Below are 20,232 nucleotides of genomic sequence, written 5' to 3'. Positions count from 1 at the left end.
CAGCGTATCCATAGCAGATTGCTGCTGCGTCCATGAGCCCGGCCCGTGCCGGGCTTATTCGTATCTGGCCCCCAGTGTTGCACTGCGCACACCTTGCAGCAGCAGGCGCCAGCTAACATCGGCCACGACATCCATACCGCCAATCATGATGATGCAAAAGCCCCCCACCCACAGCAGCCCATGGCTGTCCGCTGCCAAGGCTCTGCGCGCAAGCACGTCGGCCGGTCGTCACGGGGCGGCTGTGCTGTCCGCACTGGTACTGGTTGCATGCTCAAGCACACCGCTGCCGCCCTGGACCACTCAGCCACCACGGCAACCGGCATCCCACACCGCACCGCAAGCCAAGCGCCAGGTGCCGCCCCCGTTGGGAACGGGAATCGCCACGGCGCAGCGTGATGACGCGCTCACCGCGCCGGTCACGGTCACGCCCATTGCCCCGAACGCTCCGGTTTCGGCAGGGGCGCCCGCCGCCGAACTACCCTACGGCGCTGCCGTGGCGGCACGCTTTCCCGATCCATCCGTGCGTTACGAAACGCCTGGCCTGGCCGATGGCCGCCGAGCCTTCACCACCAACGCCGAGCTCACCCAGTGGCTGCGCCAGCTTGCGGCCACGCAGCGCGGCGCCACGCGCACGCGGCTCATCGACCTGGGCCTGTCACAGCGCGGCGCACCGATCCATGCCCTGCTGCTCACGCGCGCCGCGGGCACGGACGCCGCGGCCCTGGAGGACAGCCGCCGCCCCACGGTACTGCTGATCGGCCAGCAGCATGGCGACGAGCCCGCGGGTGGCGAGGCCCTGCTGGTCGTGGCGCGCGAACTGGCGCAGGGGTTGCTCGAACCCATGCTCGAGCGCATCAACGTGATCGTCGTGCCGCGCGCCAATCCCGATGGCGCCGACATGGGCAAGCGCGTCACGGCCAATGGCATCGACATGAACCGCGACCACCTGCTGCTACAGACACCCGAGGCACAGGCACTGGCCAGGCTGGTGCGCGACTACCGCCCCATGGCCATCATCGACGCACATGAATACACGGTGGCCGGGCGCTTTCTGGAGAAATTCCAGGCCATCCAGCGCTATGACGTGCTGCTGCAGCACGCCACCACGGCCAACCTGCCCGAATTCATGACCAAGGCCGCTCTGGAGTGGTACCGCGCCCCCATGCTCAAGGCCCTGGACGCCCAGAACCTGAGCCAGGAGTGGTACTACACCACCTCCACGCGCATGGACGACCTGCGCCTGTCCATGGGCGGCACCCAGCCCGACACCGGGCGCAATGTCAACGGCCTGAAGAATGCCGTCAGCATGCTGCTGGAGACCCGGGGCGTGGGCATTGGCCGCGCCCATATCCAGCGCCGCGTGCATTCGCATGTGACGGCCGTTTCCAGCGCTCTGCGCAGCACGGTGGAGCGTGCCGACAACCTGGCGCAGGTGCGCTCCTACGAGGCGCGCGACATCGCCGCCCAGGCCTGCCGCGGTGACATCGTGGTCGAGGCCGGCCCCACGCCGACCCAGCATGAGCTGATCATGCTCGACCCCGAGAGCGGCGCCGACCGCACGCTGCGCGTGGACTGGAACTCATCGCTGCAGCTGAAAACCTTGAAAAAACGCCCCCGCCCCTGCGGCTACTGGCTCGCGGGCCGTGCAGGCGATGCCGTGGAGCGCCTGAAACTCCTGGGCGTGCAGGTCATGCGCGTGGCCGAGCCTGGGTCCGTGCTGGCCGACATTTACCTGGAAACCAGCCGCGAAACCACAGAGCGCCAGGATGTGCGCGGTAGCGTGGCCGGTGACCAAGCCATCATCCGCGTACAGGTCACGCCCACACGCAGCGTCATCGACGTGCCCGCCGGCAGCTACTACGTGCCGCTGAACCAGCCCCTGGCCAACCTGGCCGTGGCCGCCCTGGAGCCCGACACGCAAAACAGCTACTTTGCCAATCACCTCATCGGCCACCTGGGCGACACGGCGCGCGTGATAACACCCCCGCCCCTGGTGTTTGAGGAAGTCGATTGAATGCCACGCGGCAAACCCGGCGAGTCGCTCATATAAATATAGCTATCAGCGATTTACCAATATACGTTATTGCCACTTTTTCACACCAACACCCATCTGCAGGATTTGATAACGGCTAGTCCGCTTTGACGATGGGACCCCGGCCATCCTTCTTCACAATGGATTGACTCCATTCTGAGAGGATTTCATATGGGACTCCAAGGGAAGGCGGCGTTGGTGGGTGCCGCGCAGTACAAACCGGAAAAATACGGCAGCGCGCCGCGCATGTTCCACCTGGAGCAGGTAGCGGACCTGACCACGCAGGCGCTGGCCGACGCGGGGCTTACGCTGGCCGACGTGGATGGCCTGATCACCAGCGGACCACACTTTCATGAGGCCAGCAGCTTCGTGCCCGCCATGGCGGGCGAATACCTGGGCGTGGCACTGAATTTTGCCGAGGTCGTGGACCTGGGCGGCGCGAGCTCGGTGGGCATGGTCTGGCGCGCGGCCGCGGCCATCGAGCTAGGCCTGTGCGACACGGTGGTGTGCGTCATTCCGGCGCGCATGACGCCCATGTCCGAACATGACGACCACATGGCCGAGGTGATGAAAGCCTCGCGCTTTGGCGGCCACAGCACGCGCTTTGGCGCACCCGAGGCCGAGATGGATCTACCCTACGGCCACATGGCGCAAAACACCGGTTACGCCATGATCGCGCAGCGCTATGCCGCCATCCACGGCTACGACGCGGCGACGCTGGCGCGCATCGCGGTGGATCAGCGCTTCAACGCCTGCCACAACCCCGGCGCCATGTTCTACGGCCAGCCGATCACGGTGGACGATGTACTGGCCTCGCGCATGGTGGCCGAGCCGCTGCGCATGCTGGAGATCGTCATGCCCGTGGCCGGCGGCGGCGCCATGGTGCTCACGCGTGCCGACAAGGCCCGTGGCTGCAAGCACCGCCCGGTGCACATCGTCGGTTGCGGCGAGCATGTGCAGACCAAGTCGCCCAGCTACGCCGCCGACATGCTGGCCACGCCCATAGGCCCGGCCTCGCGCAAGGCCTTTGCCATGGCGGGCCTGTCGCCCAGCGACATGCACATGGCGCAAATCTACGACTGCTACACCATCACCGTGCTGCTGACGCTGGAGGACGCCGGTTTTGCCCCCAAAGGCCAGGGCATGCGCTTCGTGCGCGAGCACGACTTCACCTTCAAGGGCAACTTCCCCATGAACACGCACGGCGGCCAGCTGAGCTTTGGCCAGACCGGCAGCGCCGGCGGCATGACGCAGGTGATCGAGGCCATGCAGCAAATCCAGGGCCGCGCGGGCGCACGCCAGCTGGGCCGCAACGACCTGGCCTATGTGTCGGGCACCGGCGGCGTGATGAGCGAACAAGGCGCATTGATTCTGAAGGGAGCCTGAGACCATGGCCTGGAACAAACCCCTGCCCCACCCCACCGACATTTCCGCCCCCTACTGGCAAGGCCTGCAGGCGCACGAGGTGCGCCTGCAGCAGTGCGAGCAGGGCCACTGGCTGTTCTTCCCGCGCACGCACTGCCCCACCTGCGGCTCACGCCAGCTGGCATGGCGCCAGGTCAGCGGCGCGGGCCAGCTCTACACCTACACCGTGGCGCGCGTGCCCACGCTGCCCGAGTTCACCGACGAGATGCCGCAGCTCTTGGCCGTGGTCGAGCTTGACGAAGGCGTACACATCAACACCACCCTGGTGGGCGTGGAACCCGGCGAGATCCGCGTGGGCCAGCGCCTGCGTCCGGTGTTCGACGAGCGCCCGGGCAGCGCCACCCTGCTGCGCTACACCCTGGTGGAGTCAAACCATCCCGGCGTCATCCACGCCGACGCCGAACCCGAGGCGGCCGCTGCCTGCGCACCGGCACGGCAGCTGCCCCAGGTCGATTGCAAGGACCTGCCCGCCATGCGCGCCCTGGTGTCCGAGACTTACTCCGACTGGTCCAACGCGATCACCGTCACGCAGGAGTTGATCGACCAGTTTGCCGCGCTCTCGGGCGACGACTACTGGATCCACACCGACCCCGAGCGCGCGCGCCGCGAAAGCCCGTTTGGCACCACCATCGCCCATGGCGCTCTGGTGCAGGTGCTGATGAGCCGCCTCAAGCTCCCCATGGCCTTCGAGGTCACGGGCTACCACAACATCGTCAACTACGGCTCGGACCGCCTGCGCTTTCCCACGCCCGTGCCCTCGGGCTGCCGCATCCATGCGCGCTACCGCATCAAGTCGGTCGAGCAGGCCAAGAGCGGCACGCAGGTAACCATGGAAATCAACATCCATGTCGTAGGCCAGGACAGACCCTCGGTCATCAACGACCTGGTCATGCTCTACATGTAAGCCACCCCGCATGAACGCCACCACCCCCAACGCTCCCTGGTGACGCTCATGCAGGCGGCCAGCCTGGCCCTGCCGCCGAGCAGGTGGGGCGGCGGGGCTCCATCTGCTTTGCGCTGAGCGCACAGCTACCGACCGTGCAGGCGCTGTACCTGGCGCGTGGGCGGCTATCGGCTTTTCGCCTCCACCGGCAGGTGCTGTAGCAAGTCCGACTTCAGCACTCCTTATTTAATAGCTTCAAGCGCTTTACTGCAAAGCTTTTCAAGGCTTTTTATCTAGATTTTTAAATAACAAAGGGGCCTGTTTCAGGCCCCTTTGTCCCTATCGGAGTCGAGCGACTCAAGCCGCCTTGCGTGCGCGCGCCATGGTCAATGCGGTGTCTTCAATCATGTCTTCCTGGCCCCCGACCATGCCGCGGCGGCCCAGCTCCACGAGCAGGTCGCGCGCGGGGATGCCGTATTTCTTCTCGGCCCGCTTGGCAAACAGCAGGAAGCTGCCGTACACGCCGGCGTAGCCCAGCGTGAGCGCGTCGCGGTCGATGCGGATGGGGAAGTCCATCAGCGGCACCACCAGGTCTTCCGCCACGTCCTGGATCTTCCACACGTCCACGCCGGTCTGGATGCCCATGCGGTCGAGCACGGCCACCAGCACCTCCATGGGCGTGTTGCCCGCGCCCGCTCCCAGGCCGGCGGCCGCCGCGTCGATGCGGTTGGCGCCGGCCTCGATCGCCGCGATGCTGTTGGCCACGCCCATGGCCAGGTTGTGGTGGCCGTGAAAGCCCAGCTCGGTCTCGGGCCTGAGCGCAGCGCGCACGGCAGCAATGCGCTCCTTCACCTGCTCGGGCAGCAGGTAGCCGGCCGAGTCGGTCACGTAGATGCAGTTGGCGCCGTAGCCTTCCATGAGCTTGGCCTGCTTGACCAAGCCTTCCGCGCTGTTCATGTGGGCCATCATCAGAAAGCCCACGGTGTCCATGTCCAGCTTGCGCGCCATGGTGATGTGCTGCTCGGAGACATCGGCCTCGGTGCAGTGCGTGGCCACGCGGATGGTGTGCACGCCCAGGCCGTGCGCCATCTTCAGGTGGTCCACGGTGCCTATGCCGGGCAGCAGCAGGGCCGAGACCTTGGCCTGCTTCATCAGCGGGATCACGGCGCCCAGGTATTCCTCGTCGCTGTGCGCGGGAAAGCCGTAGTTGACCGAGGCGCCGCCCAGGCCGTCGCCATGGGTGACTTCGATCAGCGGCACGCCGGCCTGGTCCAGGCCCTGGGCCACGCTCTTCATCTGCTCCAGCGTCATCAGGTGGCGCTTGGGGTGCATGCCGTCGCGCAGCGTCATGTCGTGCAGGGTGATGTGCTTGGTCATGAGGTGTGGCTCCTTCAGGCAGCGGCGGATTGCAGTTGGAGCTTGCCGGCCAAAATCTCTTCGGCAAACATCTCGGCGGTGCGCGCGGCGGCGGCGGTCATGATGTCCAGGTTGCCGGCGTACTTGGGCAGGTAGTCGCCCAGGCCCTCGACCTCCAGGTAGACCGAGACGCGCTTGCCGTCGAACACCGGGCCGTTGACCAGTTTGTAGCCGGGCACGTATTTCTGCACACCTCGGCGATCATGGCGTGGATGGATGCGGTGATCGCCGCCTGGTCGGGCTCGTCCTCGGTCAGGCAGTGCACGGTGTCGCGCATGATCAGCGGTGGCTCGGCCGGGTTGATGACGATGATGGCCTTGCCTTTCCTGGCGCCGCCGACCTTCTCGATGGCGCCGGCCGTGGTGCGGGTGAATTCGTCGATGTTCTTCCTCGTGCCGGGCCCTGCCGAGCGGCTGGAGACGGTGGCGACGATTTCGCCGTATACCACGCTCTGCACGCGGCTCACCGCCGCGACCATGGGGATGGTGGCCTGGCCGCCGCAGGTGACCATGTTGACGTTCATCTCGCGCTTGCCCAGATGTTCGGGCAGGTTCACCGGCGGCACGCAGAACGGGCCGATGGCCGCGGGCGTGAGGTCGATCATCAGCGCCCCTTCGGCGTTGACCTTGCGCGAGTTCTCGGCATGCACGTAGGCGCTGGTGGCGTCGAAGACGATTTGCACGCCGTCCTGCTTCATGTGCGGGATCAGGCCGTCCACGCCCTCATGCGTGGTCTTGATGCCCATCTCGCGCGCGCGCTTCAGGCCGTCGGATTCGGGGTCTATGCCCACCATCCACACCGGCTCCAGCACCGGGCTCCTCTGCAGCTTGGCCAGCAGGTCGGTGCCGATGTTGCCCGGTCCGATCAGGGCGCATTTGATTTTGCGTGTCATGAAAATCCTTTCCTGTGTCATTCGGTGAAGGCGATGGAGCATTCGCCCAGGCCATCGATCGCCATGTGAAAACGGTCGCCCGCCTGCGCGGGCACGAGCGGCGCCAGCGAGCCCGACAGGATCAGCTCGCCCGCCTTGAACGGGATGCCGAAGGCGCCCAGGGTGTTGGCCAGCCAGGCCACGGCCTCGGCCGGGTGGCCTTGCACGGCGTTGCCCAGGCCGCCGCCCGCGGGCGCGCCGTTTTTCCACATCTGCATGGCCGCGGCGGCCAGGTCCAGGCTGCGCGGGTCGGTGTGCTGGCGGCCGACGACGAAGACGCCGCAGCTGGCGTTGTCGGCCACGGTATCCGCAATCTTGATCTTCCAGTCCTGGATGCGCGAATCGACGATTTCAAAGCAAGGCGCCACCCATTCGGTAGCGGCCATCACATCGTCCCGCGTCACGCCCGGGCCTTGCAGGTCGCGCTTGAGCATGAAGGCGATCTCGCCCTCGGCACGCGGCTGGATCAGGCCGGCGGCAGACAGCGACACGCTGGCGCCGTCCTCATACTGCATGGTGTCGGTGAGAAAGCCGAAGTCCGGCTGGTGCACGCCCAGCATGTCCTGTACCGGCTTGCTGGTGACGCCGATCTTCTTGCCAATGACGCGCTCGCCGTCCTGCTGGCGGCGCGCGAGAAAGCGCAGCGAGATGCGGTAGGCGTCTTCCACGCTCAGCAGGTAGCTATTCGTCAGTGGCGCGAGGCTGCGCCGCCCGCGCAGCGCTTGGTAGAGCGTATCGCCCAGTTGTTCGATGAGGCTGGAATCCATGGTGGAGGCTCAGCCGTGTTGCAGGAAGTCGATACAGGCGCGGTTGAACATATCGCGGTGCTCCACCTGCACCCAGTGGCCGCAGCGGTTGAGCACCACCATGCGCACCTGGGGACAATGACCCACCAGCTTGGTGGTGCCGCTCACGGGGTTGAACTGGTCGTTCACGCCCCAGAAGCCAAACACCGGGCACTTGAGTTCGTGCAGGCGCGCCGTCATGTTGGGCACCTTGAGAATGGAGCGCGCGGCCTGGGTTTGCGTCTCGGCAATCGGCGCGCGCTCGTTGATGATGTCGTCGGTCAGCAGCGTGGGGTCAAAGAGCTGCATGGTCATCACATCGCGCATGGCGGCGGCGCCGGTCTTGCCCGACTGGTAGATCTTGAACATGTTGGCGATGCCGGGCATGGCCAGGTAGGTATCCAGATCCTCCACGCCACCCGGCGCCATGAGGATGAGGCGCTTGACCTCTTCCGGGTAGGCCAGCGCATAGCCCAGCGCCACCGCGCCGCCCAGCGAATTGCCCAGCAGCGTGATGTTTTTCAGGCCCAGGGCATCGACCAGGCCCTTGAGGCCGGCGACGAAGAAGTCCAGGTCGTACTGCGCGATGTCGGGCTTGCTCGACAGCCCGTAGCCCAGCAGGTCGGGCACGATGCAGCGGTAGCCCGCCTGCGCGAACACCGGATAGTTGCCCTTGAAGTTGCTGTAGCCGCTGGCGCCGCCGCCCGCGCCATGCAGGAAGATGACGACCTCGCCCTGGCCCTGCTCGTGATAGTGGATGCGTTGCGCGGCGCCCGCGACGGGTGCGATGTCGGCAAATTTGCCGATGGGGATGGGACTGTTATGCGTCATGAAGATGCTTAGTAGGGAATCATTGCGAAACGGGGGCCGTCCACAGCTTGGGCAGGCCGGGGTCGGTGACCCGGATGAACTGCTTGAGCAGGTTGCGCAGCAGGGCCGCCTCGGCCTCGCCCATGCGCTCCACCACGTCGGCCTCCTCGGCCTTGGCGGCGGCGATCACATGCAATATCGAATCGCGTCCTGAGAAAGTCAGGACATACGCATCACGCTCTTTTTTTTGAAGCAACCCGCGGTCGCACAGCTGTTGCAGCAGCACGGCGCCCACGTCGATGCCGGTGTAGGCGATGTGCGCGGCAATGTCGGCGCCAGCCAAGGGCGCGCGCACGCTCAGCAGCGAGAGCACGAAAAAATCGGCATCGGACAGGCCGCGCTCGTTGAGCTGCGCGCGGATGCCGCCCAGGAACTGGTAGTGCGCGCGGCCCAGCAGATAGCCCAGCAGGTTCTCGGAATACAGGCTCGCCGCCGTATCCGCCTGGGGCTCGGTGGAAACAGCCAGCGCCTTGCGCGAGGCCAGCGCGTACTGCCCCGTGACGTAGAGCAGCGGCGGGCGCTGCGTGCGGTCGTAGGACAGTACCTCACCGACGAAGATGGTGTGGTCGCCACCGTCGTACTGGAACATGGTCTTGCACTGAAAGCGCGCGCTGCAGCCGGGCAGCAGGGGCGCATCGCTCACGCCCGGCTCGAGCTGCTGCTGGCCGAACTTGTCCTCGCCCGCGCGGGCGAACAGGTTGGACAGCGCCTCCTGCTCCTGCGCCAGGATGTGCACGTTCCAGTGTGCGCCGCTGGTGAAGGCCTCCAGGCTGCGCGCGTTCTTGGCCAGGCTCCACAGCACCAGCGGCGGGTCGATGGAGACGGAATTAAAGCTGTTGGCCGTCACGCCCACGGGCGTACCGTCGGGCGCGGTGGTGGTGACGATGGTGACGCCGGTGGCAAACATGCCCAGCGCCTGGCGGAAATCCTTGGGGTCGAAGTGTTGCGGTTGCTCCATGTGCGCTCCTATGGCCAATGCACATGCAGCATGCCCGCGGCGCAAGGCGCCCGAATCCCTCACTTGGACTACCCAGGATTTTTCCCGTTAGTCCGTCCGGACGATGAGCAAAGCCCGCGCAACGCGGACGATAGCCGCACCACCATGGCGATGCTGGGTTGCCATGGCTTCAATCCCCGGAGACCATTGCATGAGCACCGCCCACGACGACTACCTGACCCCCGAGGCCATCACCCTGATCGATCGCGCCCGCGCCCTCGTGCCCAAACTGGCCGAGCGCGCCCAGGCCGCAGACCGCGACGGCCGCGTGCTGCCCGAGACCATCGCCGAAATCGCCGATGCCGGCCTGTACCGTGTGCTGCAGGCCAGGCGCTGGGGCGGCTACGAACTCGACCCGCGCGTGTTCTACACCATTCAGATGACGCTGGCCGAGGGCTGCATGTCCACCGCCTGGATGTACGGCGTGCTGGGCGTGCACCCCTGGCAACTGGCGCTGTTCCCCGAGCAGGCGCAGCAGGACGTATGGGCCCAGGACAACGGCACCCGCATCGCCTCCACCTACATGCCGACGGGCAAGGCCACGCCCGTCAAGGGCGGCTACCGCTTCAGCGGCCGCTGGGGCTTTTCCACGGGGTCGGAGCATTGCGACTGGCTCTTCCTGGGCGGCCTGCTGCCCAGGAAGGACGGCTCTGGCCAGCTTGAGCACACCACTTTCCTGGTGCCCAAGTCGGACTACCGCATCGAGGAAAACTGGGACGTGATCGGCCTGCGCGGCACGGGCAGCCACGACATCGTGGTGGAAGACGTATTCGTGCCCGAGCACCGCACCCAGCGCACCAACGACCACAGCGACGCAGGCTGCCCCGGGCGCGAGACCAACCCCGGCTGGCTCTACCGCATCCCGTTCACCCAGGTGTTCCAGCGCGCCGTGTCGTCGGCCTGCATCGGCGCCCTGGACGGCGCGGTTAACAGCTTCCGCCAGCGCGCGGCGGCGCACATCGGCAAGCATGGCACCAAGATGGCCGAGGACGTGAACGCCCAGCAGGCCGTGACCGAGGCCATGATGGCCACCGACCAACTCAAGCTGGTGCTGTTTCGCAACTATGCGCGCATCGTGCACTGCGCCAAGACGGGCGACCCCATGTCCGTGGAAGAGCGCCTGCTGCAGCGCGCGCAGGCGGCCAGCGTACCCAAGCTGACTTTTGACTGCGCCAACGAGTTGATGCGTGCCTGCGCCGCCTCGGGCACCTTCAAGACCAACCCCATCGAGCGCGTGCTGCGCGACATCGCCACCGGACGCGGCCATATCGCGAACAACACCGACGCCTACGTGCGCGCGCACGGCGGCGTGATGCTGGGCCTGCCCAACGCCGATCCGTATATCTGACGCTGCGCGCGCCAGGAGCAGCACCTCCCTCGCCCACGAGGGGGAGAGGGAGTGGAAAACCCACCCCCAAAGAACCAACGCAAGGAAACAAGGTGGAACAGAACGAATTTGACGTCGTCGTGGTTGGCTCGGGCGCCGGTGCGCTGCTGGCCGCCATCCGCGCGGCCGACGAGGGACTCAAGACCCTGGTGGTGGAGAAGATGCCCCTGCTGGGCGGCACCTCGGCCACCAGCGGCGGCGGCATCTGGATCCCGGACAACCACGACATGGGCAAGGCCGGTCTGAGCGATAGCGTGCAGGCGGCGTTCCGCTACGTCAAGACCTGCGCACGCGGCCTGGCCAGCGACGACCGCATCCTGGCCTACGTCGAGACCGCGCGCCACATGGCGCGCTACCTGGCCGGCATCGGCGTACCCTACCGCTGCGTGCCCTCCTACGCCGACTACTACCCCACGCTAGCCGGGGCCATGCCCGGCGGGCGCACCATGGATCCGATCGACTTCAACGCCGGCAAGCTCGGCCCGCAGGACCTGGAGCTGCTGCGCCCCACCTGCCCCGGCCAGTTGATCTTTGGCCGCATGCACATCAACGCCTTCGAGGCGCGCTCACTGCTGGCGCGCGAGCGCAAGGGCAAGTTCGTGCTCATGTGGATCATGGCACGCTACTTCCTTGATTACCCCTGGCGCAACAAGACGCGGCGCGACCGGCGCCTGACCGGCGGCCAGGCACTGCTGGGCGGGCTGTTTGCCGCGCTGCGCCAGCGCGGCATCACGCTGTGGCTGGATACGCCCATGCAGTCGCTCACGCAGGAGGGCGGGCGCGTGACCGGCCTGGTGGTGCGCCGCAACGGCCAGGACATGGCTGTGAGCGCGCGCCGCGCGGTGGTGCTGGGCGCGGGCGGCTTCGAGCGCAACCAGCAGATGCGCGAGCAATACCTGCCCCAGCCCACGGACCAGGCCTGGACCGCCACCCCGCCCGAAGGCAACACCGGCGACGCTCACCGCGCCGGCGCCGCCGTGGGCGGCGCGCTGCACCTGATGGCCCACACCTGGGGCGCGCCCACACTGTTCGTGCCCAAGGAAGAAAAATACCGCGCCATGTTCGTCGAGCGCTCCATGCCCGGCTGCATGGTGGTGAACGCACGCGGCGAGCGCTTCCTGAACGAATCCGGCCCCTACCCCGAGTTCCAGCAGGCCATGTACGCCAACCACGCGCAGACCGGCGGCGCTGTGCCTGCGTGGATTGTGTTTGACGCCACCTTCCGCGCCAACTACCCCATTGGTCCCCTCATGCCCTCCGCCGCCGTGCCCGACGCCAAGCTGCGCAAGAGCTGGCTGAACACCGTGTACTGGAAGGGCGAGACCCTGCAAGAGCTGGCCGGGCAGATCGGCATCGATCCCCAGGGCCTGCTGGCCAGCGCCCGGCGCATGAGCGAATTTTCCCGCACCGGCAAGGACCTGGACTTTGGCCGCGGCGACAACGTGTTCGACCGCTACTACGGCGACGTCAACGTCAAGCCCAACCCTAACCTCGCGCCCATAGAGAAGGGCCCGTTCTACGCCATGAAGCTGCACCCCGGTGACATAGGCACCAAGGGCGGGCTGCTGACCGACCGCGATGCGCGCGTGCTCACGGAGGACGGCCAACCGATAGCCGGCCTGTACTGCGTGGGCAACAACAGCGCCTCCGTGATGGGCCCGTCCTACCCTGGCGCGGGCTCCACCCTGGGCCCGGCGATGACCTTTGCCTTCCGCGCCATCGCCCACATCGTGGGCAAGCCCATCGCGCTGGAGCACCCGGAGCTGCTGGAGGCCGTATGAGACACACCCAGCGCGGCTTCACCGTCACCCCCATCGCCCCGCCCCTGCTGCTGGGCGATGCGCAGGACGCGGCATGGAGCGACAGCGCCGATGTGGTCGTCGTCGGCTGGGGCGCGGCCGGTGCCTGCGCCGCGCTAGAGGCGCGCCACGAGGGCGCAAGCGTACTGGTCATAGACCGCTTCGAGGGCGGCGGCGCCAGCGCACTCTCGGGCGGCGTGGTGTACGCGGGCGGTGGCACGGCGCAGCAGCGCCAGGCCGGCTTCAGCGACAGCCCCAAGGCCATGCACGCCTATCTGCGGCACGAGGTCAACGGCGTGGTGCACGACGACACTCTGGCGCGCTTCTGCCGTGACAGCGTGGCCAACCTGGAGTGGCTGGAGGGCCATGGCGTGCGCTTTGACGCCACCATGCCCGACCACAAGACCTCCTACCCGCCGGACGGGAAGTACCTCTACTACTCGGGCAACGAAATGGTGCCCGCCTACGGCCAGCACCTGAGCGCCGGGCAAAAGCCCGCTCCGCGCGGCCACCGCGTCGTCGCCAAAGGCCAGTCGGGCGCCGCGCTGTTTGCCGCGCTGCAGGCGGCGACGCTGCGCGCCGGTGCGACAACATTGCTGCAGGCCACGGTGCGCCGCCTGGTGTGCGAAAAAGGGCGGGACGGCCAGGCCGCGCGCGTGCTGGGTGTGGAAGTTTGGCAAATGCCCGCGGGCGACCCGCGCACCGCCCGCCACGCCGAGCTGCACCGCCAGTATGTGCGCCACCGCACCTTCCGCGCCGCCAAGGCCATGGCCTGCCTGCGCCAAGCCGCAGAGCTGGAGCAGCAGGCCGCCCAGCCGCGCCTGGTGCGCGCGAGCCACGGCGTGGTGCTGTCCACCGGCGGCTATGTCTTCAACCCCGAACTCGTCACGCAGCATGCGCCGCACACGCGCAAGGGCTGGCCGATTGGCGACGCGGGCTGCGACGGCAGCGGCCTGCGCCTGGGCGAGAGCGTGGGCGCGGCCAGCGATGGGCTGGACAACATTTCCTGCTGGCGCTTCATCACCCCGCCCGCCGTGTGGCCGCAAGGCCTGGTGGTGAATCGCCGGGGCGAGCGCTTCTGCAACGAACAGGTCTACGGCGCCACCCTGGGCCACGAGCTGGTCGAGCACCAGGGCGGCAAGGCCTGGCTGATCCTGGATGCCCGCCTGCGCCGCCAGGCCACGCGCCAATGCCTGTTTGGCGGACTGTGGGCCTTCCAGTCCCTGCCCGCGCTGGCGATGATGTGGCTCAAGGCGGCGAAGGCGCCCAACGCCCAGGTGCTGGCCACGCGCATAGGCGCCGACCCGGCACGGCTTGCGGCCAGCATCCATGCGGCCAACGCCGCCGCGCAGGGCCAAGGCGAGGACGCCTTTGGCAAATCCACCGACATGTGCCACGCGCTGCGGGGGCCGCTGCTGGCCATGGACATCTCCATAGGCAATCCGCTGTTCCCCCTGGCCACGCTGAGCCTGGGCGGCCTGCGCGTGGACGAGGACAACGGCCAGGTGCTGGGCGGCACGGGCCTGGCCATTCCCGGGCTGTACGCCGCCGGGCGCAGCGCCATAGGCCTGCCCTCGTCGCGCTACATCAGCGGCCTGTCGCTGGCGGACTGCGTGTTCTCGGGCCGCCGCGCCGGGCGCGCTGCGGCGCAGGCATAGCGTATGCGTGCAAGCCGCGGCGCCGGTATTCACTCCCTCCCCCTCTGGGGTTGGGGTGGGAGCCCGCGGCCAAGGTTTGGACGACAGCCTCCAAACCTGCGTCGTCAGCCCCCATCCCAGCCTTCTCCCAGATGGGGGCAGGAGAAAAATTCGCCCCTTGGCATAGGGTTGTAATTTGCGAAAAGGCGTAAGCAAATTTCGGAAAAAACAGCCGAAAACACATGCCCAATAAGCGTAAACAGCTATCAAAAAATTGCAAGCCAACTAAAAAGGTCATGGTATGGGACAAGTAGACAACAAGGTCGCCCTGGTCACCGGTGCGGCCAGCGGCGTGGGCCGTGAAGTGGTGCTGCTGCTGCTGCGCGAAGGCGCGCGCGTGGTCATCAGCGATGTGAACGAGGCCGCGGGCCAGGCGCTGGCGGCCGAGTGCGGCGCGAACGCCGTCTTCGTGCGCCACGACGTGACGCAGGAAGGCGACTGGCAAGCCGCCATCGCCACTGCGCAGCAGCATTTCGGTCCGCTGGACATCCTGGTGAACAACGCCGGCATCCTCATCCCAGGCAATGTGGAGACAGCCACGCTGGCGCAGTTCCAGCAGCTCATGCAGGTCAACGCGGCCTCGGTGTTCCTGGGCTGCCAGCACGGCGTGGCGGCCATGAAGGAGCGCGGCGGCAGCATCGTCAACATGGCCTCGGTCTCATCCTGGCTGCCGGTCGAGAATTACCTGGGTTACAGCGCCTCCAAGGCCGCAGTGGGCGCCATCACGCGCACCACGGCGCTGTACTGCCGCAAGAATGGGCTGGCGATCCGTGTCAACTCCGTGCACCCGGACGGCATCTACACCCCCATGATGCAGGCCAGCGCCCCGGGCGTGCCCGCACAGTTTCTGCTGTTCGACCCGCAAAAGAACCCCAAGGGCCGCGCCGCCATGCCCGACAAGATCGCGCAGGTGATGGTCTTCCTTGCGAGCGACGCATCCAGTGCCATCAGCGGCGCCGAAATCCGCGCCGACAGCGCCATCCTGGGCATGGGCCTGTGACCATGACGACCGCCGCATCGCGCTACCACGCCCTCACGGTGCAGGCCGTAGTGGATGAAACGCCGGACACCAAATCCCTGGTCTTTGCCATCCCGCCCGCGCTGCAGCAGGCCTTTCGCTACAAGCCGGGCCAGTTCCTCACGCTGCGCCTGCCCGTGGGCGGGCGCTGGCTGCCGCGCTGCTACTCCATGTCCAGCGCGCCGGGCGTCGATGAAGCTCCACGCGTGACCATCAAGCGCGTGCAGGACGGGCGCGGCTCCAACTGGGTCTGCGACAACGTGCGCGTGGGCGACAGCATCGAGGTCATGGCGCCTGCGGGCGTGTTCACACCGCGTGCGCTCGATGGCGATTTCCTGCTGCTCGCGGGCGGCAGCGGCATCACCCCGGTGTTCTCCATCCTGCGTAGCGCGCTGCAGGGCGGCAGCGGGGGCATCACCCTGCTCTACGCGAATCGCGATGAGCGCTCCGTCATCTTCCGTGACGAATTGAAGGCCCTGGCCGGTGCTTACCCCTCCCGCCTGTCCATCATCCACTGGCTCGATTCGGTGCAGGGTGTGCCTTCGGTGGCGCAACTGGCCGAGCTGGCACGCCACAGCCGGGCGGCCCAGGCCTTCATCTGCGGCCCCGGCCTCTTCATGGATGCCGCCGTGGCCGCGCTGCAGGCGATCGAGATGCCTCAGGAACGCGTGCATGTGGAGCGCTTTGCCTCGCTGCCCGAGGAGGACGCCCCCAGCACCCCGGCCCCCGCCGCCGCGCCCGTGCCTGACGCCGTGGACGAGGCCGAAGTCGAGCTGCGCCTGGACGGCGAGACCTACCAGCTGCGCTGCGCCGGCACCGAGACCCTGCTCGAAGCCGCGCTGCGCGCGGGCATCAACGCGCCCTACTCCTGCCAGGCGGGCATGTGCGCCTCGTGCATGTGCCAGGTCAAAGAGGGCAGCGTGCACCTGCGCCACAACGAGGCCCTGGACAAGAAGGACCTGGCCAAGGCCTGGACGCTGTCCTGCCAGGCCGTGCCCACCAGCAAGAAGCTGCGCATCCAGTTCCCTGAGTAAACCCCGCCCATGCCCGCCCCCTCCTACCCCCACCCTGCGCACCTGCCGCCGCACCTGCCCGCGCTGATCCGCCAGTCGGCCCAGCAGCACGGCAGCCGCCCGGCCATCGTCGATGGCGACACCACCCTGAGCTACGCCCAGCTGCTGCAAGGCAGCGAGCAGGTCGCGCGCAGCCTGATCGCCCTGGGCGTTGCGGCCGATGACCGCGTGGCGCTGTGGGCGCCGAATCTGCACGAATGGATCACCGCCGCCTGCGGCGTGCACGCGGCCGGCTGCATCCTGGTGCCGCTCAACACCCGCATGAAGGGCATGGAGGCGGCCGACATCCTGGAGCGCAGCCGGGCACGCGTGCTGTTTTGCATTGGCGACTTCCTGAACCAGTACTACCCCGCGCTGCTGCAGGACTACCGACCGGCGACGCTGGCGCATGTGGTGGTGCTGCGCGACGCCACGCGCGCGGGCGTCAGCGGCGCGGGTGACCATGCCTGGACGGATTTCCTCGCCCTGGGCAAGGATGTGCCCAACAGCGCCGTGCTCGCTCGCGAGGCGACGCTGGGCCCGCAGAGCACGGCGGACCTGATGTTCACCTCCGGCACCACGGGCCGCCCCAAGGGCGTGATGGCGGCGCATGGCCCCACCATCCGCGCCTTTGACGAATGGTCGCGCGTGGTGGGACTGGGGGCGGAAGACCGCTACCTCATTGTCAACCCGTTCTTTCACACCTTTGGCTACAAGGCCGGCTGGGTGGCGGCCTTTGTGCGCGGCGCCACGGTCTACCCCGAGCAGGTGTTCGACGCCGACGCCGTGCTCACCCGCATCGCGCGCGACCGCATCAGCTTCATGCCCGGCCCGCCCACGCTGTTCCTGACCATGCTGGCGCACCCGCAGCTCCAAAGCTACGACCTGTCCTCGCTGCGCTCCTCGGTCACCGGCGCGGCCACGGTGCCGCCGGTGCTGATCCGGCGCATGCGCGAGGAACTGGGCATCACCAACGTGACCACTGCCTACGGCCTGACCGAGTGTGGCGGCTGCGCCACCCTGTGCGAGCCCAGCGACAGCGCCGAGACCGTGGCCAGCACCTGCGGCCACGCCCTGCCCGGCACCGAGGTGCGCTGCGTCGATGAGCAGGGCCGCGACGTGCCCGCGGGCGAGGCCGGCGAAGTGCTGCTGCGCGGCTACCACGTGATGCAGGGCTACTTTGAGGACGAGGCCGCCACGCGCGAGGCCATAGACGAGCATGGCTGGCTGCACACCGGCGACGTGGGGGTGCTGGACGCGCGCGGCTACCTGCGCATCACCGATCGGCTCAAAGACATGTTCATCGTCGGCGGTTTCAACTGCTACCCGGCGGAGATCGAGCGCCTGCTCTCGGCCCATCCCGACATCGCCCAGGTAGCCGTGGTCGGCGTACCCGACGAGCGCATGGGCGAGGTCGGCTGCGCCTGCGTCATCACGCGCAGCGGCGAACCCATCGACGCCCAGGCCCTGATCTCCTGGGCGCGAGCCCACATGGCCAACTACAAGGTGCCGCGCCATGTACTGAATTTCACGCAGTTTCCGATCAACGCCTCCAACAAGGTGGTCAAGCGCGAGCTGCAGCAGCAGGCGCTGGCGCAGTGCCCAGTACGGGGGCAGTAAAGGCGCGGCGATACCCAGGCGCCCGCAGAAATACCACCGGCCGTAGTCCCATCGGACGATGGCTCGCCGCCCCTGCATGCCTACGCTTGCGCCAACGGGCTGTGGAGCCCGGTACCGACCATCGGAGCGAAACATGAAACTCAAAGACAAAGTGGCGCTGGTAACCGGCGCCGGCCAGGGCATGGGCCGTGCGATTGCACGCCGGTTTGCCGCCGAAGGCGCCACCGTGGTGGCGCTGGACCTGAATCTCGAAGCCGCGCAGCAGACCCTCGAAGGACTGGACGGCCAGCACCTGGCGCGCGCACTCAACGTGGCCGACTCCGCCGCTGTGAACGTGCTGGTCGATGAAGTGCTGGCGCAGCGCGGCCGCGTGGACGTGCTGGTGAACAACGCCGGCACGGGCGGCATGGACAGCTTCACCGAAATGTCGGACGAGGCCTGGGCCCGCGTCATCAGCGTGAACCTGAACGGCGCCTTCTACTGCGCCCGCGCCGCGGTGCGCGCCATGCTGAAGTCCGGCGGCGGCGTGGTGGTCAACGTGGGCAGTACCTCGGCCGTGAGCGGCGACGGTCCGGCGCACTACGTCACCTCCAAGGCCGCCATCCAGGGCCTGACCCGTGTCATGGCCAAGGAACTAGCCAAGAGCGGCGTGCGCGTCAACACCCTGGTGCCCGGCCCCACCAACACGCCCATGATGCAGGGCATCCCCCAGGAATGGGCCGACGCCATCATCGCCGGCGTGCCCATGGGCCGCATGGCCGAGCCCGATGACGTTGCCAAGGTGGCGGTGTTCCTGGTCAGCGACGACAGCGGCTTTGTCACCGGCCAGAGCGTGGCCGTCAACGGCGGCAGCGCCTTCTTGTGATCACCAGGGAGAACAGCAATGGGTAATCGACTGCAAGGCAAGGTGGCCTTTGTTTCGGGTGGCGGCAGCGGCATTGGCGCGGCCACGGCGCGGCGCCTGGCGCAGGAGGGCGCGACGGTGGTGATCTGCGGGCGCCGCCAGGAGCCGCTGGACGCGGTGGTGGCAGGCATCCGCGCCGCCGGCGGCCAGGCCGAGGCGGTGCTGGCCGACGTGGGCAATGAAGCGCAGTACGTGGGCGCCATCGAAGGCGCGGCGCAGCGCCACGGCAGGCTGGACATCCTGGTCAACAACGCCATGGCCTATACCTGGGGAAGTATCGACACGATGAGCACCGCCGACTGGCATGCCAACTTCCAGACCACGGTGGACGGCACCTTCTGGGGCACGCGCGCGGCGCTCAAGCTGATGAAGGACAGGGGCGGCGCGGTCGTCAACGTTTCCTCCATCTGCGGGCAGCTCGGTACGCCCTGGATGGCGGGCTACAGCGCGGCCAAGGCGGCAGTGGACAACTTCTCGCGCGCGGCTGCTGCCGAGGGTGCGCCCTACGGCGTGCGCGTCAACGTGGTCATCCCGGCCGTGGTCGAGACCCCGGCCACCGCCGGCATGCTGGCCAGCGAGGAAAGCCGCAAGGCCACCGAAAAGCTCATCCCCATGGGCCGCGTGGGCCAGCCCGACGACCTGGCCAACGCCATCGTCTTCCTGGCCAGCGACGAGTCCGGCTACATCACCGGCGCCTCGCTGCCCGTCGATGGCGGCCGCTCGGCCGTGCTGGTCACCGCCCTGTAACGCCCGGAAGTTCTCATGACCACAAGCACCTGGCCCTCCACGCTGGAGGAGCGCATAGACCGCCTGGAGTCGATCGACGCCATCCGCCAGCTTGCTGGCAAATACTCGCTGTCGCTGGACATGCGCGACATGGACGCCCATGTGAACCTCTTCGCCCCCGACATCCGCGTGGGTAAGGACAAGGTCGGGCGTGCGCATTTCAAGGCCTGGCAGGACCAGACCCTGCGCGACCAGTTCACTGGCACCTCGCACCACCTGGGCCAGCACATCATCGAGTTCGTGGACTCGGGCCACGCCACCGGTGTCGTCTACTCCAAGAACGAGCATGAATGCGGCCCCGAGTGGGTCATCATGCAGATGCTGTACTGGGACGACTACGAGCGCATCGACGGACAGTGGTACTTCCGCCGCCGCCTGCCCTGCTACTGGTACGCCACCGACCTGAACAAGCCGCCCATCGGCGACATGAAGATGCGCTGGCCCGGCCGCGAGCCCTACTGGGGTACCTTTCACGACCTGTTCCCCAGTTGGAAAGAGTTCTGGGCCCTGCGCCCGGACAAGGACAGCCTGCCCCAGGTGGCCGCACCCGCGCCACTGGAGCAGTTCCTCAAAACCATCAGGCGCGGCACCCCCGCGCCGAAAATGCGCGTGCGCTGAACGCGCCCCTTT

Annotated in this window: 16 protein-coding genes and 1 pseudogene; 12 read left to right on the top strand and 5 right to left on the bottom strand. The window is 67.5% G+C overall.

Translation table 11 applies throughout. The features are described from left to right. Positions 1 to 145 precede the first annotated feature (145 nt). The 3 genes from P7644_RS08600 (at position 146) to P7644_RS08590 (ending at position 4,361) form a co-directional block, all read left to right on the top strand. Positions 146 to 2,014, top strand: a complete 1,869-nt coding sequence (locus tag P7644_RS08600; protein ID WP_404302805.1) for a M14 family zinc carboxypeptidase — start codon at positions 146 to 148, stop codon at positions 2,012 to 2,014. A gap of 189 nt (positions 2,015 to 2,203) precedes the next feature. Further along, complete coding sequence (locus P7644_RS08595) at positions 2,204 to 3,418, top strand: thiolase family protein (RefSeq protein ID WP_404302804.1); 1,215 nt, start codon at positions 2,204 to 2,206, stop codon at positions 3,416 to 3,418. A 4-nt stretch (positions 3,419 to 3,422) separates the two neighbouring features. Continuing rightward, positions 3,423 to 4,361 carry an OB-fold domain-containing protein gene (locus P7644_RS08590; protein ID WP_404302802.1) on the top strand — a complete coding sequence of 313 codons (939 nt, stop codon included), beginning with the start codon at positions 3,423 to 3,425 and terminating at the stop codon, positions 4,359 to 4,361. Between the two features lie 336 nt (positions 4,362 to 4,697). On the opposite strand, the gene aphG is transcribed toward P7644_RS08590, so the two are convergent. From aphG to P7644_RS08565, 5 genes and pseudogenes are all read right to left on the bottom strand, one after another. Beyond that, positions 4,698 to 5,717 carry a 4-hydroxy-2-oxovalerate aldolase AphG gene (gene aphG, locus P7644_RS08585; RefSeq protein ID WP_404302801.1) on the bottom strand — a complete coding sequence of 340 codons (1,020 nt, stop codon included), beginning with the start codon at positions 5,715 to 5,717 and terminating at the stop codon, positions 4,698 to 4,700. Between the two features lie 14 nt (positions 5,718 to 5,731). Then, positions 5,732 to 6,648, bottom strand: a pseudogene (locus P7644_RS08580) (acetaldehyde dehydrogenase (acetylating)). A gap of 17 nt (positions 6,649 to 6,665) precedes the next feature. Beyond that, positions 6,666 to 7,454: a fumarylacetoacetate hydrolase family protein gene (locus P7644_RS08575; RefSeq protein ID WP_404302800.1), complete on the bottom strand. Its 789-nt coding sequence runs from the start codon at positions 7,452 to 7,454 to the stop codon at positions 6,666 to 6,668. A gap of 9 nt (positions 7,455 to 7,463) precedes the next feature. After that, on the bottom strand, positions 7,464 to 8,303 hold the full coding sequence (locus tag P7644_RS08570) for an alpha/beta fold hydrolase (protein ID WP_404302799.1): 840 nt from the start codon (positions 8,301 to 8,303) through the stop codon (positions 7,464 to 7,466). Positions 8,304 to 8,322: 19 nt separating this feature from the next. After that, on the bottom strand, positions 8,323 to 9,300 hold the full coding sequence (locus P7644_RS08565) for a flavin reductase (protein ID WP_404302798.1): 978 nt from the start codon (positions 9,298 to 9,300) through the stop codon (positions 8,323 to 8,325). Between the two features lie 190 nt (positions 9,301 to 9,490). On the opposite strand from P7644_RS08565, the gene P7644_RS08560 reads away from it, so the two are divergent. The 9 genes from P7644_RS08560 to P7644_RS08520 all read left to right on the top strand — a co-directional run bounded on the left by P7644_RS08560 (position 9,491) and on the right by P7644_RS08520 (position 20,220). Next, positions 9,491 to 10,687, top strand: a complete 1,197-nt coding sequence (locus tag P7644_RS08560) for an acyl-CoA dehydrogenase family protein (RefSeq protein WP_404302796.1) — start codon at positions 9,491 to 9,493, stop codon at positions 10,685 to 10,687. A gap of 92 nt (positions 10,688 to 10,779) precedes the next feature. Continuing rightward, complete coding sequence (locus P7644_RS08555) at positions 10,780 to 12,507, top strand: FAD-binding protein (RefSeq protein ID WP_404302795.1); 1,728 nt, start codon at positions 10,780 to 10,782, stop codon at positions 12,505 to 12,507. After that, positions 12,504 to 14,183 carry an FAD-binding protein gene (locus P7644_RS08550; RefSeq protein WP_404302793.1) on the top strand — a complete coding sequence of 560 codons (1,680 nt, stop codon included), beginning with the start codon at positions 12,504 to 12,506 and terminating at the stop codon, positions 14,181 to 14,183. Before P7644_RS08555 ends, P7644_RS08550 begins: the two co-directional genes overlap by 4 nt. 280 nt (positions 14,184 to 14,463) lie before the next feature. Further along, positions 14,464 to 15,222 carry an SDR family oxidoreductase gene (locus P7644_RS08545; RefSeq protein WP_404302792.1) on the top strand — a complete coding sequence of 253 codons (759 nt, stop codon included), beginning with the start codon at positions 14,464 to 14,466 and terminating at the stop codon, positions 15,220 to 15,222. A gap of 2 nt (positions 15,223 to 15,224) precedes the next feature. Next, positions 15,225 to 16,274, top strand: coding sequence for a 2Fe-2S iron-sulfur cluster-binding protein (locus tag P7644_RS08540; protein ID WP_404302790.1), 1,050 nt, complete (start codon positions 15,225 to 15,227; stop codon positions 16,272 to 16,274). Positions 16,275 to 16,283: 9 nt separating this feature from the next. Further along, a complete protein-coding gene (locus tag P7644_RS08535) occupies positions 16,284 to 17,912 on the top strand; it encodes a FadD3 family acyl-CoA ligase (protein ID WP_404302789.1) in 1,629 nt (542 codons plus the stop codon). Positions 17,913 to 18,045: 133 nt separating this feature from the next. Continuing rightward, positions 18,046 to 18,777: an SDR family NAD(P)-dependent oxidoreductase gene (locus P7644_RS08530; RefSeq protein WP_404302788.1), complete on the top strand. Its 732-nt coding sequence runs from the start codon at positions 18,046 to 18,048 to the stop codon at positions 18,775 to 18,777. Between the two features lie 18 nt (positions 18,778 to 18,795). After that, positions 18,796 to 19,563, top strand: coding sequence for an SDR family NAD(P)-dependent oxidoreductase (locus tag P7644_RS08525; RefSeq protein ID WP_404302787.1), 768 nt, complete (start codon positions 18,796 to 18,798; stop codon positions 19,561 to 19,563). 15 nt (positions 19,564 to 19,578) lie between these two features. Further along, positions 19,579 to 20,220 (top strand): nuclear transport factor 2 family protein, encoded by a 642-nt coding sequence (locus tag P7644_RS08520; RefSeq protein WP_404302786.1) that lies wholly within the window; start codon positions 19,579 to 19,581, stop codon positions 20,218 to 20,220. Positions 20,221 to 20,232 lie beyond the last annotated feature (12 nt).

This window comes from Alicycliphilus denitrificans, assembly GCF_044792555.1.
Lineage (GTDB): Bacteria > Pseudomonadota > Gammaproteobacteria > Burkholderiales > Burkholderiaceae_C > Alicycliphilus > Alicycliphilus denitrificans_A.
The sequence above is the reverse complement of the archived record's forward strand: the minus strand, read 5'-3'. Positions and strand labels throughout refer to the sequence as shown.

Coding starts and splice junctions, on each gene's coding strand:
- P7644_RS08600 (WP_404302805.1), top strand. CDS start 146: ATGATGATGCAAAAGCCCCCCACCCACAGCAGCCCATGGCTGTCCGCT.
- P7644_RS08595 (WP_404302804.1), top strand. CDS start 2,204: ATGGGACTCCAAGGGAAGGCGGCGTTGGTGGGTGCCGCGCAGTACAAA.
- P7644_RS08590 (WP_404302802.1), top strand. CDS start 3,423: ATGGCCTGGAACAAACCCCTGCCCCACCCCACCGACATTTCCGCCCCC.
- aphG (WP_404302801.1), bottom strand. CDS start 5,717: ATGACCAAGCACATCACCCTGCACGACATGACGCTGCGCGACGGCATG.
- P7644_RS08575 (WP_404302800.1), bottom strand. CDS start 7,454: ATGGATTCCAGCCTCATCGAACAACTGGGCGATACGCTCTACCAAGCG.
- P7644_RS08570 (WP_404302799.1), bottom strand. CDS start 8,303: ATGACGCATAACAGTCCCATCCCCATCGGCAAATTTGCCGACATCGCA.
- P7644_RS08565 (WP_404302798.1), bottom strand. CDS start 9,300: ATGGAGCAACCGCAACACTTCGACCCCAAGGATTTCCGCCAGGCGCTG.
- P7644_RS08560 (WP_404302796.1), top strand. CDS start 9,491: ATGAGCACCGCCCACGACGACTACCTGACCCCCGAGGCCATCACCCTG.
- P7644_RS08550 (WP_404302793.1), top strand. CDS start 12,504: ATGAGACACACCCAGCGCGGCTTCACCGTCACCCCCATCGCCCCGCCC.
- P7644_RS08545 (WP_404302792.1), top strand. CDS start 14,464: ATGGGACAAGTAGACAACAAGGTCGCCCTGGTCACCGGTGCGGCCAGC.
- P7644_RS08540 (WP_404302790.1), top strand. CDS start 15,225: ATGACGACCGCCGCATCGCGCTACCACGCCCTCACGGTGCAGGCCGTA.
- P7644_RS08535 (WP_404302789.1), top strand. CDS start 16,284: ATGCCCGCCCCCTCCTACCCCCACCCTGCGCACCTGCCGCCGCACCTG.
- P7644_RS08530 (WP_404302788.1), top strand. CDS start 18,046: ATGAAACTCAAAGACAAAGTGGCGCTGGTAACCGGCGCCGGCCAGGGC.
- P7644_RS08525 (WP_404302787.1), top strand. CDS start 18,796: ATGGGTAATCGACTGCAAGGCAAGGTGGCCTTTGTTTCGGGTGGCGGC.
- P7644_RS08520 (WP_404302786.1), top strand. CDS start 19,579: ATGACCACAAGCACCTGGCCCTCCACGCTGGAGGAGCGCATAGACCGC.